This window comes from Edaphobacter flagellatus (assembly GCF_025264665.1).
In the GTDB taxonomy this organism is placed as follows: domain Bacteria; phylum Acidobacteriota; class Terriglobia; order Terriglobales; family Acidobacteriaceae; genus Edaphobacter; species Edaphobacter flagellatus.
On the sequence record NZ_CP073697.1, the window covers coordinates 4381464 to 4398029 of the forward strand.

The 16566-nt window shown below is 56.6% G+C and carries 15 protein-coding genes; 12 read left to right on the plus strand and 3 right to left on the minus strand.

The genetic code is table 11. The annotated features are described in order from the left end of the window. The first annotated feature begins 241 nt into the window (after positions 1-241). Positions 242-853, plus strand: a complete 612-nt coding sequence (locus tag KFE13_RS18315; protein ID WP_260705033.1) for an HAD family hydrolase — start codon at positions 242-244, stop codon at positions 851-853. On the opposite strand, the gene KFE13_RS18320 is transcribed toward KFE13_RS18315, so the two are convergent. Then, positions 850-1338 carry a TlpA family protein disulfide reductase gene (locus KFE13_RS18320; protein ID WP_260705034.1) on the minus strand — a complete coding sequence of 163 codons (489 nt, stop codon included), beginning with the start codon at positions 1336-1338 and terminating at the stop codon, positions 850-852. The genes KFE13_RS18315 and KFE13_RS18320 overlap by 4 nt on opposite strands. 28 nt (positions 1339-1366) lie before the next feature. On the opposite strand from KFE13_RS18320, the gene KFE13_RS18325 reads away from it, so the two are divergent. Genes KFE13_RS18325 through truB form a run of 5 tightly spaced genes read left to right on the plus strand, consistent with a single transcriptional unit; the run spans position 1367 to position 4872 of the window. Further along, positions 1367-2446: a glycosyltransferase gene (locus KFE13_RS18325; protein WP_260705035.1), complete on the plus strand. Its 1080-nt coding sequence runs from the start codon at positions 1367-1369 to the stop codon at positions 2444-2446. Between the two features lie 52 nt (positions 2447-2498). After that, a complete protein-coding gene (locus tag KFE13_RS18330; RefSeq protein WP_260705036.1) occupies positions 2499-2912 on the plus strand; it encodes a 6-pyruvoyl trahydropterin synthase family protein in 414 nt (137 codons plus the stop codon). Further along, a complete protein-coding gene (locus KFE13_RS18335; protein WP_260705037.1) occupies positions 2909-3337 on the plus strand; it encodes a 6-carboxytetrahydropterin synthase in 429 nt (142 codons plus the stop codon). Before KFE13_RS18330 ends, KFE13_RS18335 begins: the two co-directional genes overlap by 4 nt. A gap of 33 nt (positions 3338-3370) precedes the next feature. Then, the gene (folE, locus tag KFE13_RS18340) at positions 3371-3979 is read left to right on the plus strand and encodes a GTP cyclohydrolase I FolE (RefSeq protein WP_260705038.1); all 609 of its coding nucleotides are present in this window, start codon (positions 3371-3373) and stop codon (positions 3977-3979) included. Between the two features lie 20 nt (positions 3980-3999). Further along, on the plus strand, positions 4000-4872 hold the full coding sequence (gene truB, locus KFE13_RS18345) for a tRNA pseudouridine(55) synthase TruB (RefSeq protein WP_260705039.1): 873 nt from the start codon (positions 4000-4002) through the stop codon (positions 4870-4872). Here the strand turns inward: truB and KFE13_RS18350 are convergent. After that, the gene (locus tag KFE13_RS18350) at positions 4869-5594 is read right to left on the minus strand and encodes an arylesterase (RefSeq protein WP_260705040.1); all 726 of its coding nucleotides are present in this window, start codon (positions 5592-5594) and stop codon (positions 4869-4871) included. The two genes, truB and KFE13_RS18350, sit on opposite strands and share 4 nt — an antisense overlap. Before the next feature lie 70 nt (positions 5595-5664). Here KFE13_RS18350 and KFE13_RS18355 point away from each other — a divergent pair, with 70 nt between their 5' ends. From KFE13_RS18355 to KFE13_RS18380, 6 genes are all read left to right on the plus strand, one after another. Continuing rightward, positions 5665-6372: an ABC transporter ATP-binding protein gene (locus KFE13_RS18355; RefSeq protein WP_260707000.1), complete on the plus strand. Its 708-nt coding sequence runs from the start codon at positions 5665-5667 to the stop codon at positions 6370-6372. A 2-nt stretch (positions 6373-6374) separates the two neighbouring features. Next, positions 6375-8957 carry an ABC transporter permease gene (locus KFE13_RS18360; protein ID WP_260705041.1) on the plus strand — a complete coding sequence of 861 codons (2583 nt, stop codon included), beginning with the start codon at positions 6375-6377 and terminating at the stop codon, positions 8955-8957. A gap of 64 nt (positions 8958-9021) precedes the next feature. Continuing rightward, positions 9022-10197: a galactokinase gene (galK, locus tag KFE13_RS18365; RefSeq protein ID WP_260705042.1), complete on the plus strand. Its 1176-nt coding sequence runs from the start codon at positions 9022-9024 to the stop codon at positions 10195-10197. Further along, a complete protein-coding gene (locus KFE13_RS18370; protein ID WP_260705043.1) occupies positions 10194-11249 on the plus strand; it encodes a UDP-glucose--hexose-1-phosphate uridylyltransferase in 1056 nt (351 codons plus the stop codon). Before galK ends, KFE13_RS18370 begins: the two co-directional genes overlap by 4 nt. Positions 11250-11795: 546 nt before the next feature. Then, positions 11796-14648: a bifunctional YncE family protein/alkaline phosphatase family protein gene (locus KFE13_RS18375; RefSeq protein ID WP_260705044.1), complete on the plus strand. Its 2853-nt coding sequence runs from the start codon at positions 11796-11798 to the stop codon at positions 14646-14648. Next, on the plus strand, positions 14638-15552 hold the full coding sequence (locus tag KFE13_RS18380; protein WP_260705045.1) for a type I phosphomannose isomerase catalytic subunit: 915 nt from the start codon (positions 14638-14640) through the stop codon (positions 15550-15552). The genes KFE13_RS18375 and KFE13_RS18380 overlap by 11 nt, the downstream gene beginning before the upstream one ends. Before the next feature lie 70 nt (positions 15553-15622). Here the strand turns inward: KFE13_RS18380 and KFE13_RS18385 are convergent, their stop codons facing one another. Further along, on the minus strand, positions 15623-16480 hold the full coding sequence (locus KFE13_RS18385) for an IclR family transcriptional regulator domain-containing protein (RefSeq protein WP_260705046.1): 858 nt from the start codon (positions 16478-16480) through the stop codon (positions 15623-15625). Positions 16481-16566 lie beyond the last annotated feature (86 nt).

Consider the following 16566-nt stretch of genomic DNA (forward strand, 5'->3'; position numbering starts at 1 on the left):
TCCCTGTTTTTAATAACTTATTCAAATAAAAGCGTTTAGATAGTGATTAGGGGTGCCGATCAGTTACCGGCACCCTGCTATTCTTTTTTATAGGGAATCTGTTAGCCGGATAGCTGCTTCGACATCCTGAAGGAACGCAGGGGTGTCGAAATAACTATTTTATTTCGAATACTTTGCACAAATATGGTCGGGTGGGGACCGTGGCGCTGTGATATTTCCAGCAAGTAGAATTCATAACTATATGGCCTTCTCGCTGGAGAAAGGGACCTTTGACGCGCTCGTCTTCGACTGCGATGGAACGCTGGTCGACAGCGCCCCTGCGCACCTCTACTCCATCCAGCAGGCGCTCGCTCCGCTCGGCCTGACCATGAGTCCCGAATGGTACAAGCAGCGTACGGGACTCGGCCCCGACGACCTGCTTGACGCCTACGAGTCCGACTTCAAGGTCGCATCTCTTATTCGTTCCGATTACTACCAACGCGTGAATGAAGCGTATCTTGCGAACCTGAACCTCATCCAGGAGATTAAGATTGTCGCCGACGTAGCCCGCAAGTGGTTCGGGCAGGTTCCCATGGCCGTCGCTTCCAACGGGGTCTTCAAAAACGTCGAAGCCACCCTCATTGAAACCCGCCTGCGGCCGCTCTTCTACACCATTGTCACCGCCAGCGATGTCGCCCGGCCAAAGCCCGCGCCGGATGTCTACATGGAGGCTGCACGCCGCATGCGTGTCAAGCCTGACCGAGTGATCGTGTTCGAGGACTCAGACGAAGGGCTTCATGCCGCCCAGAGCGCCGGAATGCGCAGCATCGACATCCGCACCGTCTGGTCCCGGGACCTCAGCTCGTCCTGCTAGAGCTTCGACAGGTATTCCATGATTTCGGGACTGGTCCAGTTCTGCGCAGAGACAAATTTGCGCCGAAGCATCCCTTGGCGATCGATCACATACGTCTCTGGAATCTGAGACGTGCCGTAGAGATCCTGAACCTTGAGCGAAGGGTCTCGAACCGTCAGCAGATCGACGTGATATTTCGTCAGGAATCGCTTGTAGGCAGCGGGATCTTCATCACGGCTGATTGCCACAACAGTCACCTGAGGCATGCGGCGCTGTAACTCCATCAAAGTGGGGAGTTCATCGATGCACGGTGCGCACCACGTCGCCCAGAAGTTCACCAGAACAATCTTGCCCCTGAGTTTGGACAGGTCGGCAGACTGCGTCCCATCACTGATAGAAAAGTTGGGCGCAAGGGAATTGACCTTTTCGGGATGCTGCCCGCGGTCACAGCCACTGAATCCGAAACTGAACAACAACGCCAGACCGACGACCGCTTTCCGCACCATACGCTCCTGATTTCTATAATACGAAGTCGTGACCCAGAACGCTGGACAAGACAGCCTCTCACCGGAGATTGAGCTTTCCGTCATCATTCCGGCGCGGAACGAGGAAGCTTCGCTTCCCGCCTGCCTGACCTCGCTGGTGAGTCAGTCCGAACTTGGCTTCGAGCTCGGACGTCATTGGGAGCTGATCGTTGTTAACGACGCCTCGACCGACCAAACTCGCGCTATCGCCTCAAACTTCGCGGCAAAGCACGCTGGCCTGATCGTCCTCGATGCTCCACCACTGGACGCAAGCTCTCGCGGAGGCTTTACCGGCAAGACGAATGCCTGCTGGGCCGCCGCGCAGATCGCTCGTGGCGCATGGCTGCTATTTACAGACGCCGACACGATTCATGAAACGAACGACCTCTCGCGCTCCATCCGCGAGGCCGAACGCCATCACGTCGAACTGCTCTCCTACTCACCGCGACAGATTGTTGCCGGATTCGCGCAGCGCGCATTGATGCCACTCGTATTCTCTGAGCTGGCCAGCGTTTATCGCATGAAAGAGGTCAACGATCCGGAACGCCGCATCGCCGCAGCTAACGGCCAGTTCCTGCTGGTTAAGAGCGAAACCTACTTTGCGGTCGGAGGCCACCGAGCCGTCGGCGGTGACGTGCTGGAAGACGTTGCCCTTGCGCGAAACTTTAAGCGCAACCGTCATCCTATTCGGTTCCGCTACGCTCCTGAGGCGGTCGCAACGCGGATGTATCGTTCGACCAGCGATATGATTGAAGGCTGGACGAAGAATCTAGCTTTACTATTCCCGCAGCCCTTGTATCTCGCTGGGTGGCGTGTTTTGGATTTTTTACTATTTTTCGGCCTGCCAGCACTAGCGCTTGGAGTTCCATGGCTCGTCTCCTGGCAACGAGGAGCGCTGCTTCTCATCTGGGCTCGAACATTATGGCGTTTTTATAGCCGTGTGGCGCGTTCGAACTTCCCGGCCTTTGATGTAGGGCTTTCAATCCTCGGAATACCGCTGTTTGTCTATCTTCTAATCCGCAGTACGATGCAGCATCGCCTGCGTCGATCCGTTGAATGGAAAGGCAGAAGCTACAAGACAAGCCGATAGGAATGAATGCATCCGAGAATGGTGTAGATACGTCAAAATAAAGAGAGTAAAGATGATCTTCCTTACCCGCAAAGCAGAATTCTCCTCCGCGCACTACTACTGGATCGACAACTGGTCTGAAGAAGAGAATCAGCGCGTCTTCGGCAAGTGCGCGAACCGTAACGGTCACGGACACAACTACACACTGGAGGTTACTGTCGCGGGCGAGGTCGATCCAGTCTCTGGCTTTGTCGTCGATCTGAAACAGCTGAAAGACATCCTCGAGCACGAGGTCGTTAGCGTCTACGACCATCGTCACCTGAATCTCGAAGTGCCGGAGTTTCGCACTGTGGTTCCTACTACCGAGAACATTGCAATCGCGATCTGGAAGAGACTGGAAGGCAAGATACCGAATGCAAGGCTGCATCGCGTTCGGGTGTACGAGATGCCCGATCTCTTCGCTGACTTTTACGGAGAACACGCATGAAGGCCTATCTCTCGCGTCGCTATCACTTTAGCGCTTCACATCGTCTGCATACCGATGCCTATGATGAGGCGCGCAATCGTGAGCTCTTCGGAAAATGCAATAATCCACATGGCCACGGTCACAACTATACGGTTCAGGTGACTTTGAGCGGCCCGGTGGATCCTATAACGGGGATGGTTTGCAATCTTGGCGATCTCGACGCCTTTGCGCGTACACACCTGTTGGACCGTTTCGATCACACCAATCTCAACATGCTGCCATGTTTTGCGAATCGTGTCTCAACAACGGAGAATCTATCTAAAGAGATATATCGAATCTTCTCAGAGTTTGCGCTGGCGCATTTAGAGAATGTTCACGTCGAGGAAACCAGTAATAACTCGTTTGACTATGCAGGCAGCCGGATGCCTTGGAATGGCACCTTGTAGTTGCTGACAGATATATAGAAAGGCCCCATCGATATGGCCCGCACGAATAGCACTTTAGACACAACATCGCTTTCCGAGTTTTCTACGCAAGACCTCTATCGCGAAATTCTCACTCGCGTCGGCGAAGACCCGAATCGCGACGGGCTTCTGCGCACGCCTGAGCGCATGGAAAAGGCGATGGCTTTCCTGACGCGTGGCTACAAAATGGACGTGACCGAGGTGCTGCACGGTGCTCTCTTCGATGTCGATTACGACGAGATGGTGATCGTCAAGGACATTGAGTTTTTCTCTATGTGCGAGCACCATCTGTTGCCTTTTTTCGGTAAAGCTCACATTGCCTACGTTCCTAACGGAAAGGTGATCGGTCTGAGCAAGATTCCGCGCCTGGTCGATGTCTTCTCGCGCCGATTGCAGGTGCAGGAGCGGTTGACACGGCAGATCGGCGAAGCAATTACCGAGGCGATTAATCCGCAGGGAGTTGCCATCATTATGGAAGCGCAGCACCTTTGCATGATGATGCGCGGTGTAGAGAAACAGCACTCCCTTACGGTGACCTCGGCAATGTTAGGCGTCTTTAAGACCCAGCTTCAGACGCGCAATGAGTTCCTCTCGCTGGTGCGACGCAACGGAAGTTCTATTTAGCCAGTAAACTAATTGATGGGATGAATGGACTTTTAGTGGTTGATAAACGTGCCGGTGTGACGTCGCATGATGTTGTGGCGATCGTACGGCGGGCTACAGGGGAGCGCTCTATCGGGCATCTGGGTACTCTGGACCCGATGGCGACAGGAGTTTTACCTCTTCTGCTTGGGAAGTACACACGGCTGGCGCAGTTTTTCAATTCATCAGAAAAGAGCTACGACGGTACGATACGTTTCGGCTTTGCGACGAATACCTTCGATGCCGAAGGCGAAGCTGTTGCGGAACATAAACCGCTAACGCATTCGCTCGCAGAATTACGCGAACTTGCAACCTGCTTTCACGGGGAGATTGACCAGATTCCGCCCGTTTTCTCCGCAAAGAAGATTCAGGGAGTGCCTGCCCACAAGCTGGCGCGTGCTGGAGTGGAGGTTCCGGTAAAAGCGGCTCGTATTACGATTCACAACTTTGAGCTTCTCTCGCTCGAAGGAGAAGAAGCGAATTTTTCCATGTGTGTCTCTGCCGGTGGCTATGTACGTTCAGTTGCTCATGAGCTGGGCCAGTTGGCTGGCTGCGGCGCGCATCTTTCGGCGCTGCGAAGAACCAAGGCGGGTCACTTTGCTTTAGCCCAGGCAATAACCGTCGACGAGCTGAAATCACTAACGGTTGCTGCGATTGAGGCACGGCTGCCGCATCCACGGACACTTCTTCCTGAAATGCCTAGTATTACTGTGGACGACCAGACAGCAGGAAGGCTTCGCAATGGGATGCAGGTAAATCTGCCTGACTTTTCTCAGGCACCGTTGGTCAAGATCTTCACGAGCCCGGTCGATCTGCTGGCTATAGGGCGCCGTGTTGCTGGCACACTGATGCAGCCTATCGTCGTGATGGGTTAGCGACTCTTCTTAAGCTGGGGCTGGATCAGCGAGTAAACATTCTGCGCGACTACTTTGTTGCCTTGTGCTGTGGCATGCGTACGGTCGGCCTGCATCATGCCGTCAACGCCGAATACGCCTTTGAGCAGGAAGGGAAGCATCGGAATGCGATACTGCCGGGCCAGCAGTGTGTAGGTTTCGTTGAACTGTTGAATGTAGTCGGGACCGTAGTCAGGCGGCAGAGTGATTCCAGCGAGCACCACCTTTGTGCCGCTACTGGTAATCGTGGAGACAATCTTGTCGAGATTCGCGCGAGTGTCAGCAATTCGCAGACCGCGTAGCCCATCATTGCCGCCAAATTCCACTACAACAAGCACTGGTTTCATTGCGAGCACAGACGGCAGGCGTTCAACCCCATCTTTTGTTGTGTTGCCGCTGATACCAGCATTGACCACCTTGTACGAATAGCCCTTGCTGTCCAGATCGGATTGCAGGTAATCGGGATAAGCCTGCCCGGCCTCTGTGCCGTAGCCTGCTGTCAGGCTGTCGCCAAAACAGACGATACGAGGCCGGGGATCGCTTTTAAGGGAATCTTCCGTCGATGGCGAAACTTCAACAGGTACAGCATCGTTCTTCTTAGTAGCAGGACTGGTGGGTGCGGGCTCCGGGGAGGTCGTCGATCGGCAACCGCTCAACGAAATCAGAAGAACCGCTAGTATAGGAACAATTGCGACTCGCCGCATACATATGAATCTATCAAGACTGGACATGTTCGATAGAAACAGGCTGGAGGGAAAAGTGACGGAGCCCGCGGTGATCGTCGTCGACGGTTTGCGTAAATCCATTCGTAACGGTACGCGCAACGTAGATATTCTGAAGGGAATCAGCTTTGAGGTACCGCGTGGGCAGTTTATTGCCATTATGGGGGCATCAGGAAGCGGAAAATCTACACTACTGGGCCTGCTGGCTGGCCTTGATAGCCCCAGCGCAGGCGATGTGAAGCTGAACGGTACAGCAATCTCTTATTTGCCCGAAGACAAGCTGGCCAAGGTGCGTGGACGCACGATTGGGTTTGTCTTTCAGTCGTATCAACTTGTGCCTACGCTGACCGCGCTTGAAAATGTCCTTCTTCCTTATGAGCTGAATGCAGATGGCAGCGCTGACGCCGGGCTGCAGCGGGCACGCGAACTTCTCGTCAATGTGGGGCTGAGTGATCGCATGGACCATTATCCGGTTCAGCTTTCGGGCGGTGAGCAGCAGCGTGTCGCGCTTGCCAGGGCGTTCATCCTGCGGCCGCCTATCGTATTGGCCGACGAGCCTACGGGCAACCTCGATACGACAAACGGCGCTCATGTGCTGGAGTTGCTGCTGAATCTGAATCGCAGCGAAGGAACGACGCTGGTTTTGGTTACCCACGATCCTGTGCTCGCTGAATATGCGGATCGTCGCATCGTGTTGCGTGATGGCCTGGTTGTTTCAGACGAATTGACGGAGAAGCCTTCTCCAGAACTGGTTCGCTAGTAATGTCCTCTCTTTCCTATCGCACGGCGCTGAAGATTGCACGGCATGAGCTGCGCGCCTCCAGGGGCAAGTTCTTCTTCGTCGTTCTATCAATTGCTATCGGCGTGGGCGCGTTGACGGGCGTGCGTGGATTTTCATCGTCGTTTCGATCCGCACTGCTCGACCGTGCGCGTTCGATTATGGCCGCCGACCTATCTGCTCGTATGTTCCAGCAACCGACGCCAGCTGAACAAAAGGGGCTCGATGCCATCGAAGCAGAGTCGATTGAGATAACGCCGGTGACGGAATTGCTCTCGATGGCAAGCGCCGCCAAAACGCTCGATCCGTTGCTGGTCTCACTCAAGGCCGTTGATCCGCAGAAATATCCTTTTTATGGAGACGTGCAGCTTCAGCCGGCCGGCAAACTGAAAGATGTTCTGACGGCGGATTCCGTGGTAGTGGCGGACGATCTGCTGGTGCGTCTGCGTTTGAACATCGGCGACTCGCTGAAGATCGGCAATCGCATCTTCCGCATAGCTGCCGTTGTGGTGAACGAGCCGGATCGGCTCTCAGGAAATTTTGCCGCTGGCCCACGCGTATTCATCTCGCGTGAAGGACTCGATGCAAGCGGTTTGCTGGCTCCGGGTAGCCATGCCGGGCAGCGTTATTTGTTCCGCGTACCCAAGCCTGTGAACGGAGCGCCGATTTCAGACTCTGCTGTTGCGCAGTTGAAGGACCGTCTGGAAAAGCTGCTGCCTGAGGCGCAGGTGATCGACTATCGCGAGACGAATCCGGCGCTGACGCAGGGACTGGACCGCGCAACCAGCCTTTTGTCGTTGATGAGCCTTGTCGCGCTCGTGCTTGGCGCCGTCGGCGTTGCTATGGCGATGCGTGCGCATCTCGAACAGCGGCTGGACACGATTGCGATCATGAAAGCAGTCGGCGCCAGTTCTGGCGAGATCATGCGTATCTATCTTATCCAGACGCTACTTCTCGGCGTGTTAGGGGCCGTGCTGGGTATTGCTGTAGGAACCGGCGTGCAGGTCGCCTTTCCATATGTCCTTGGCAAAATGCTGGATGTGCAGACGAGCGTTCATCTTCAGGTGCGGACAATTTTAACCGGGTTCGCTGCAGGCATTCTCACGACACTTTTGTTTACACTGCCTCCGCTTCTTGACATTCGTTCTGTACGACCTGTGCTGATCTTCCGGCGTGCTGTTGAGGAAAGTGCCGATCCATTTGTCACAGCCTTCTTTCGAAAGGTGATAAAGAATGCGGCGCAGATTCTTGCCATCGTTCTAATACTGGCTGGACTGGCGGTGATTGCAACAACGTTGTCCGATTCGGCTATTGTCGGACAGGTCTTCTCTCTTGGTTTGGTTGCCGTGCTTTTAGTTCTTCTGGGGGCATGTGCGCTGTTGCTTGCTGGTTTGCGTTGGTTTCTCGCGCGCACGCGGCTCAGCCTGCCTTCAGCTATCCGGCACGGCCTGGCGAATCTGTATCGCCCCGGCAATCCGTCAGCAGCTCTACTGGCTGCGGTTGGCATGGGGGTGATGCAGATCATGGCGGTCTTTCTTGTGCAGCAGGCTGTCGTACGCGAGTTGCATATCTCCAGTGCGCCCAATCTGCCGAATGTTTTTCTGATCGACATTACGCCAGGAGAAGTTGACGGCGTGAAGATGATGTTGAAAAGGCAGTCGGCAGTTACAGCCGAACCGGAATTGCTTCCTGTCGTCTCGTCACGGATTATCGCGCTTGATGGTGTTCCGGCGAATCAGGCAAAGCTGAAAAATTTTCCCCGGCGGATGTTGCAGAGCATCTCGCTGACATCGTTTCCGGCAGCTCCGGCAGGGACGACGGTTACGAGCGGCAGGTGGTGGAAGGCGGATGAGACGGCCCCGGTTGTTGCTATTGGTCAGAGGCAGGCCGAGCGTCTGGGAGTAAAAGTCGGCTCGAAGGTGACCTTCGCGGCACAGGACTCGCAGATCACAGCAACAGTTGTTGCGCTTATAAAGAACGATGGACAGCACACTTATGCTCGTGCCGAGTTCGTCATGCCTCCAGCAGTTCTTAAAGGACTGCCTGTGGTGTGGTACGGAGGCGTACATGTCGATCCGAATCGCGTGGGTGAGGTGCAGCGCGCGCTATACAAGAGCTATCCGACGATTACTGTCATCAACGTTGCGCAGGCGCTGGAAACAGTTCGTTCAATCGTCATTCAGATCACGTACGTCATTCAGTTTTTGGCAGCATTTAGTGTTTTCGCGGGCATTGTGATTCTTGCCAGCGCGATTGCCGGAACGCGCTATCGCAGGATTCGCGAGGTCGTCGTTTTGAAGGCTCTGGGAGCTACACGAATGAGGATCGGCACCGTATTTTCCGTAGAGTTTGCCGTCCTTGGCCTTGTCGCAGGCGTGGTAGGAGTTGGTTTTGCCAACCTGATTGCTCGAACGCTGCTGGACAGAATGACTGTTCCGTATCAGTTTCATTGGAGCTGGACTGTCGCAGCTCTGCTGGCTACGTCAGCGATTACGGTATTTACAGGATGGGCAGCGAGCTTTCGTGTACTGGGCCAGAAGCCTCTTGAAGTGCTGCGAGAAGAGTGACGTGTTGGATAGGCAGCGTTGTACGATGGATTGTGATCTGTAATCTATGCGTTTGGTGTTGTGAATGACGGCTGTCGAAGGCAGGGTGCGTGAAGCGCATCGAAAACGGTTCGAACAAGAAGGCAAAATCTATTCTGCGCCCGCGCGAGTCAATCTGATTGGCGAGCATACGGATTACACAGGCGGCCTGGTGATGCCGATGGCGATCGGTTTTCACACTGTAGCTGCGATCAGTCCGCGCCAGGATGGCCGCGCTATTTTTTCTTCTGCCAATTACGGCGAGGTGCGTGAGTTCGATATTGCTTCGTTGGACAAGCAGCCGACGCGTCACTGGAGCGACTATCCGGCTGGGGTTGTGTGGAGCTTGAAGCAATCGGCCCTGACACCCGCTGGCTTCGATATGAGCCTTGAAGGTGATGTTCCGCTTGGCGCCGGACTCAGTTCATCGGCTTCGGTCGAGGTTGCGGTTGCGGTTGCGATTCTTTCGCAGATGGGACGAAAGCTTCCGCTTGAGGAGTTGGCTCCATTGTGTCGACGTGCTGAGAATGAATATGTTGGCGCGAAGAGCGGCATCATGGACCAGTTCATCGTAGCCGGAGGTGTTGAGCATCGCGCGATGATGCTGGATTGCCGCTCGCTCGAATATGATCTGCTGCCATTACCGGAAGAGGTTTGCATTGTGATTGCCAACTCGATGGTGAGGCACTCCGTGGCGACCGGCGATTATGGCAATCGGCGCGACGAGGTGGAAGCAGGACAGGCAGTGCTGCGCCGCGAGAAGCCAGGAATTGAGCTTCTGCGCGATGCGACGCTTGCTGATCTTGTGGCTTGTCGCGACAAGATGTCTCCGGAAAGCTTTGCCAGGTGCAAGCACATCATTACAGAGAACGCGCGCGTTCTGGCTGCACGTGAAGCTCTGCTAGCGAGCGATATGAAGCGGTTCGGCGAATTGATGGTAGAGGCGCATGCAAGCATGCGCGATGATTTTGCGGCCAGTTGCGCCGAGGTCGATATGCTGGTCGAGATTGCTAACCGGCAGCAGGGCTGTTTTGGTGCGAGGATCACGGGTGGTGGTTTCGGCGGCTGTACGGTGAATGTTGTGAAGGCCGAGCTGGCGGATGCGTTTGTGGAGCAGGTGAAGCAGGAGTACGAGCGGGCGGTGGGCATCAAGGCGGATTGTTTTATTTCGTCGCCTTCGGACGGCGCGCTTGCTTTGGCGGCAAAGGGTGGTGCTGCATGAGTTCGTTGAATCCGCAACTGAATCCGCTGGCGCAGCAGAATCCGCATCGCCGGTTCAATCCGCTGAAGCGGGAATGGGTGCTGGTTTCGCCTCATCGGACACAGAGGCCGTGGCAAGGGCAAGTGGAGAAGCCTGCGCAGGCTTTAGTTGCGAGCTACGATCCGGAATGCTATCTCTGCCCGGGGAATAAGCGCGCTGGCGGGCTGCAGACGGACAAGTATACGAGCACGTATGTGTTTGAGAACGACTTTGCGGCGCTCAAGCCGGATGCTCCGCGTTTTCGCGAGGACGAGGGCGGTCAGGGCTTACTGATCGCCGAGGGGGAGAGCGGTGTCTGTCGCGTGATCTGTTTTTCGCCGCGGCACGATCTGACGCTGGCGAAGATGGAGGTCGCAGACATCCGCAAGGTGGTCGATCTTTGGGATGCGCAGATGCGGGAGCTTGGCGGCCGCGATGACATCCGCTACGTTCAGGTCTTCGAGAATCGCGGCGCGATGATGGGAGCGAGCAATCCGCATCCGCATGGTCAGATCTGGGCGAGCCGTTCGGTGCCGAATGAAGCGGTTGTGGAGCAGGCGGCGCAGGCGGTCTATCTGAAGGAACATGGATGCTGTCTGTTGTGTGCGTATCGCAAGCTTGAGGTAAAGCTGGGCGAGCGAGTGATTGCATCGAACGGCAGCTTTGTGGCGGTGGTGCCTTTCTGGGCGGTGTGGCCGTTTGAGGTGATGATTCTACCGGTCCGGCATGTTGCGGATCTTGAGGCGCTGACTGCGGCTGAGCGGGACGATCTGGCTGCGATGTTGAAGCTGGTGACTTCGACGTACGACAAGGTTTTCGACGCTCCGTTTCCTTACTCGATGGGGCTGCATCCGCAGCCGTTCGATGGAGAGGAGCATCCGGAGTGGCACTTTCATCTGCACTTTTATCCGCCGCTGCTGCGGTCGGCGACGGTGCGGAAGTTCATGGTGGGTTTTGAGCTGCTGGGCTCGCCACAGCGGGATATTACGCCGGAGTCTGCGGCGGAGACGCTGCGGGTGGCCAAGGAGAAGTAGTCCCCATCCCCCCCGTACGTTTTTGTGCAAAGTATTCATTGCACATGGTTTATAGGTGTAGTGTCTAACTTGTTCCGAATGAATATTTTAGGTGTAAAGTATTCATTCGTAATAGTTTAGGGGCGCATTTCGATAGCCAAACAAGCATTTGAGGATCGTACCCGCGAGGAGCGATCCGAATCGTCATCTGGACTTAATAGGAATGATTTAAGTATACCGGATGGGGTGAAACTCATCGGCAGATGGATGTTATTGAAATCGCGGCGGTTTATGCGATTCACCCCTTGACAGGATTTTTGTTGAAAACAGTTGGGTGGCTTTGAGCAAGAAATGACCTCACGGACTAAAACCCTTTCTCTTCGCGAATATGCGCTGCACGGCTGAGGGCGTGCTCTTAACAGAACCAAGATTCTTTTGAGAAGGCGGGAATGTTGTGCGGATAAGACTCCTGCAAAAACAGGAGTCATGCCGAAGGACACAACCTCTCTGAGAAATATGCAGAGCGGGGCTGCTGAATGGAATTACATGGAGACCAGGAGCGTGGTGATGGCAATTAGGAAGGTAAGTCCGCTGGTATGGGTGGCAGCGGCTCTGGTGGTTGCGGGTGGTGCGGCACGTGGATGGGCACAAGAGGGGCAGAAGGCGATCGATCTGCCGACAAGCAAGCAGCTTCTGCCTCCGGCTCCAGGTGATCCTCAGAGATTGAACAGCCTTCCACTATCGATAGCTGTCTCTCCAGACAAGCGCTATGTGGTGACGGTGAATGCCGGGTACGGCACGTATGAATCCAGATACATGCAGTCGCTGGCGGTGCTGGATACACAGACGGGGAAGGTGGAGGACTTTCCTGATGACTGGACGGTGGTGGGAGCGAAGCAGACGCTTTACTCAGGGTTAGCGTTCAGCGGAGATGGCAGGCACATCTATGCGAGCCTTGGTTCGGAGACGGACCCTGAGGGCGGCAGCGAAAAGAAGATTGGCAGCGGCATCATCGTATATGGATTTCATGATGGGAAGATTGCCCGTGAGAAGTTTCTGAAGATTCCGATGCAGCAGCTTGCTGCGGGGCGGAAGACTTCGCTGATCGATGGCAAGGAAGGGGACAAGGGGATTCCGTTTCCGGCAGCCATTGCGGTGATCGGTAAGCCGGGAGCGGAGCAGTTGCTGGTGGCCGGCAATCTGACCGACGATGTGTGGCTGATGGACGCGTCGACGGGCGTGATCGAGAAGCGGTTCGATCTGGCGGAGACGAACGCGGTGCCGAGCGTGTATCCGGTGGGGCTGGCTGTGACTGCAGACCAGACGAGGGCATTTGTAGCGTTGTGGAATGCGTCGGAGGTGGTGGAGCTGAATCTGCAGAAGGGAACGGTGGGGCGCAAACTGGCTCTGCTGAAGCCGAAGAGCGCGATTGCTGCGGGTACGCATCCGTATGCGCTGGAGATCGCTCCCAATGGCAGGGTGCTGTATGTTGCGCTGGCGAACCGTGATGCGGTGGCTGCGGTGGGGATCGACAAGGGGCAGTTTGCGGTAAAGGGATACTTCGATACACGGTTGCCGGGGCAGAGCTACTTTGGTGCAGAGCCGGATGCGCTTGCGGTTTCGGCCGACGGCAAGAGGTTGTATGTGGGCAATCAGGCGACGGACGCCGTGGCAGTAATGGACACGACGAAGCTGACGGCCAAGACGGCGACGAAGGGCATGGTGGAGCCGGTGGGTTTTCTGCCCACGGAGTGGATGCCGACGGCGATGACGATGGTGGACGGCAAGCTGTATGTTGCGACGGCGAAGGGGAAGGGCACGGGGCCGAATAATTTTCCGCAGCGTGTGACGGAGGAGACGAAGGCGAAGTACGGGAAGTCGAAGTCGACTTACATTGGCACGCTGATCTATGGTTCGGTGGCGACGCTGGATGTGGCGGCGATGGAGAAGGAGCTTCCGAAGTGGACGGCGGAGGTGCTGGAGTCGAATCGGATGAAGGCGGCGGAGGAGAAGATCCGATTTCATGATGGCTCGGATAGCCGCATCAAGCATGTGATTTACATCATCAAGGAGAACCGCACGTACGACCAGGTTTTTGGCGATCTGGAGCAGGATGGCAAGCGGGTGGGGAACGGCGATGCGAGCCTGACGATGTACGGCAAGGACATTACTCCGAACCAGCATGCGCTGGCGCTGCGGTTTGGTGTGATGGACAACTTTTATGACTCGGGTGAGGTGTCGGGCGACGGGCATGTGTGGTCGACGGCGGCGATTGGTACGGATTATCTGGAGCGCTCGTGGGAGCAGGATTATCGCGGCTCGCAGAGGACGTATGACTTTGAGGGTGTGGTTGCGGATGGGTATCCATTGCTGCAGAACATTCCGGATGTGAATGAACCATGGAGCGGCTATCTGTGGGGCAATCTGTCGCGGCATGGAAAGACGTATTACCACTTTGGCGAGTACATCTCGTCGACGTTCTGCGACGTGAAGAAGAGCGGCAGCTCGCAGGAGGGCCCGCTGCTGGAAGGGCTGAAGTGCGCGCGGCCTGCGATCAAGCCGGGTGAGGCGATTCCTGCCCAATGGGGCGGCGGCGTGAACAAGTGGCCGTGGGCGATTCCGATGATCGCAAAGAATATTGCGACGAAGCCGGAACTGGTGGGGCATTTCGCGGAGGAGGCCCCGGACTTCAATCTGCGGATTCCGGAGCAGATTCGCGCGGAGATCTTTATGCGCCATCTGAATACGTGGGCTGCGGATCGCAAGGCTGGCAAAGATACGATGCCGAACTTCATTCTGCTGAGGATGGGCAACGATCATACGGCGGGGACGACTCCGGGAGGGCCGACGCCAAAGTCGTCGGTTGCGGATAACGATCTGGCGATTGGACGTATCGTCGATGCGGTTTCGCATTCGGCGTACTGGGATGACACGGCGTTATTCATTCTGGAGGACGATGCACAGAATGGCGCAGACCACGTGGATGCGCATCGGAGCCTGGCGCTGGTGGTAAGCAAGTATGCTCCGAAGCAGGCGGATGGCGGGGCGTTTGTGGACAGCCGGTTCTATTCGACGGTGAGCATGATTCGGACGATGGAGACGCTGCTGGGCTTGCCGCCGATGAACAATAACGACGCGTTCAGCTCGATGATGAGCCCGCTGTTTACGGGTGCGGGCGATCAGGCCCCGTTTGTGGCGGACTATACGAATCGCGATAACGGGTTGATCTATACGGCGAACGAGAAGACGGCGGCGGGGGCGCGGGAGTCGGAGAAGATGGACTTCACGCATGCGGACCGGGCGAATGCACAGAAGCTAAACGTTATCCTATGGAAGGATGCGATGGGTGGTGCGAAGCCCGTGCCGCAGATGCTTCTGGAGAAGAGGAAGAAGGCAAAGAAGGATGACGATGACGACTAGTGTTGCGCCGTTTCGGTTGAAGCCGTGGTTTAGCCCTCGGCCGTGGGGAAGGAAAAGTCTGAAGCCGTGGTATGAGGACACGGGCACGACGGAGCTGGTGGGTGAGGCGTGGCTGACGGGTCCGCAGTGCGTGGTGGAAGAGGGAGATCTTGAAGGTAAGACGCTGGAGTCGCTCTCACCGAAGCTGGGGGGTGAGTTTCCTCTGCTGGTGAAGCTGCTGTTTCCAAATGAGAAGCTGTCGGTGCAGGTGCATCCGGATGATGCGCAAGCGCAGGCGGCTGGTGAGGCTCGCGGGAAGACGGAGTGCTGGTATGTGCTGGAGGCAGAGCCGGGGGCTTCGGTGATGCTGGGGCTGAAGCCGGGTGTCACCACAGAGCAGCTGGCGGCTTCGGTTGCGGATAAAACGATGGAATCGCTTGTGGAGAAGGTTCCGGTGTCGGTGGGCGATATGTTGTTTGTCGATGCAGGCACGGTGCATGCGATTGGGCCGGGTGTGGTGCTGCTGGAGACGCAGCAGACGAGCGATGTAACGTATCGGCTGTATGACTATGGGCGACCGCGGGAGCTTCATCTGGAGCAGGGGCTGAAGGTGATTCGTCCGAAGACGGAGGCGGGTAAGGTGGCTCCGCGACAGATGGATGGGTTCACGCGGCTGATCGAGAAGAAGTACTTCACGGTGGATCGGTTCGATCTGGGGGAGATGGAAGAGCGTCCGATCACGCTGGCAGGGCCGGCGTGCCTGGTGGGGATCAAGGGGAATGTCTGGGTGATCACTCCGGGAGAAGAGATCGAGCTGGAGCCGGGGAAGGCCGTAGTGATTCCTGAGGGTACGGGCGAAGTGATCGTGGAAGCGGAGAAAGCTGCCAGTTTTGTGCGTTGTGTGGCTCCGCCGCGTGCTTCGTAGAAGTTCGTAGCAGAATAAAAAAGCCCCACGCCTCCATAGGAGATGTGGGGCTTCGATTTTGTGTGAGCGGCTAGCGGAGAAAGACGGCCAGCTCGTTTGCTGCTGCTCGTAGATGCGGGAGGAAGCGTGTCTGCATCTCGAGGGTAGAGATGCGGGGGGCGTTCCCGCTCAGGTTGATGGTGGCGACGGCGCGTCCGTTGGGAGCGAAGACAGGGACGGCGAGTGAGCGGAGGCCGACCTCGTACTCCTGATCGCAGAGCGCGTAGCCGTTGCGACGGGTATTGCGAAGAAGGAGACGCAGCTTTTCAACCGAGGTTACGGTGCGCGTGGTGAAGGGGGTAAGGGCGACGCGAGCGAGGTACGCCTCGAGCTGGTCGGCGGGCAGGTAGGCGAGCAGGATGCGTCCCATGCTGGTGCAATAGGCAGGCAGGCGGCTGCCGATATGGAGGTCGACGGCCATGACGCGGTTGACGGTGGAGCGGGCGACGTAGACGATGTCGTCGCCGTCGAGAGTGGCCAGAGAGAAGGACTCGCGGAGCTGCGCGGACATGCGCTCCAGGATGGGCTGTGCGGCCGAGGAGAGCGTGTTGGAGGCGGTGTAGGTATGCGAGAGGGTGAGCATACGCGGGCGCAGGGAGTAGCGCGAGCCGTCCTCGGCTCCGGCGAAGCCAAGCTTGGTGAGGGTGTAGAGACAGCGGCGAACGGCGGCGCGGGAGAGTCCGGTGCGCACGCTGAGCTGCGAGATGGTCATCTGCGGGTTCTGTTGCGTAAAGGCCTGAATGACAATGAGGCCGCGCGCAAGCGAGGTCATGAAGTTGGGGTCGCCGGTGAAGACGTCGAGGGAGGACGCAGGTGTTGGCTTGGTTGCAGCAGGCGGCGCAGCGGGAGGAGGAGTTGCAGCGGCCGTAGGACGAGTGGCTAGGCTCATGAGTCCCTTTCCTGGGCGGCTGCCGCACGACACAAAAGTGGGGCGATAGCCGATCTACACATACGATAAACGCACGATTTTGTTTG

Coding starts and splice junctions, on each gene's coding strand:
- galK (WP_260705042.1), top strand. CDS start 9,022: ATGACGGCTGTCGAAGGCAGGGTGCGTGAAGCGCATCGAAAACGGTTC.
- KFE13_RS18330 (WP_260705036.1), top strand. CDS start 2,499: ATGATCTTCCTTACCCGCAAAGCAGAATTCTCCTCCGCGCACTACTAC.
- truB (WP_260705039.1), top strand. CDS start 4,000: ATGAATGGACTTTTAGTGGTTGATAAACGTGCCGGTGTGACGTCGCAT.
- KFE13_RS18385 (WP_260705046.1), bottom strand. CDS start 16,480: ATGAGCCTAGCCACTCGTCCTACGGCCGCTGCAACTCCTCCTCCCGCT.
- KFE13_RS18350 (WP_260705040.1), bottom strand. CDS start 5,594: ATGCGGCGAGTCGCAATTGTTCCTATACTAGCGGTTCTTCTGATTTCG.
- folE (WP_260705038.1), top strand. CDS start 3,371: ATGGCCCGCACGAATAGCACTTTAGACACAACATCGCTTTCCGAGTTT.
- KFE13_RS18375 (WP_260705044.1), top strand. CDS start 11,796: ATGGCAATTAGGAAGGTAAGTCCGCTGGTATGGGTGGCAGCGGCTCTG.
- KFE13_RS18360 (WP_260705041.1), top strand. CDS start 6,375: ATGTCCTCTCTTTCCTATCGCACGGCGCTGAAGATTGCACGGCATGAG.
- KFE13_RS18320 (WP_260705034.1), bottom strand. CDS start 1,338: ATGGTGCGGAAAGCGGTCGTCGGTCTGGCGTTGTTGTTCAGTTTCGGA.
- KFE13_RS18380 (WP_260705045.1), top strand. CDS start 14,638: ATGACGACTAGTGTTGCGCCGTTTCGGTTGAAGCCGTGGTTTAGCCCT.
- KFE13_RS18370 (WP_260705043.1), top strand. CDS start 10,194: ATGAGTTCGTTGAATCCGCAACTGAATCCGCTGGCGCAGCAGAATCCG.
- KFE13_RS18335 (WP_260705037.1), top strand. CDS start 2,909: ATGAAGGCCTATCTCTCGCGTCGCTATCACTTTAGCGCTTCACATCGT.
- KFE13_RS18315 (WP_260705033.1), top strand. CDS start 242: ATGGCCTTCTCGCTGGAGAAAGGGACCTTTGACGCGCTCGTCTTCGAC.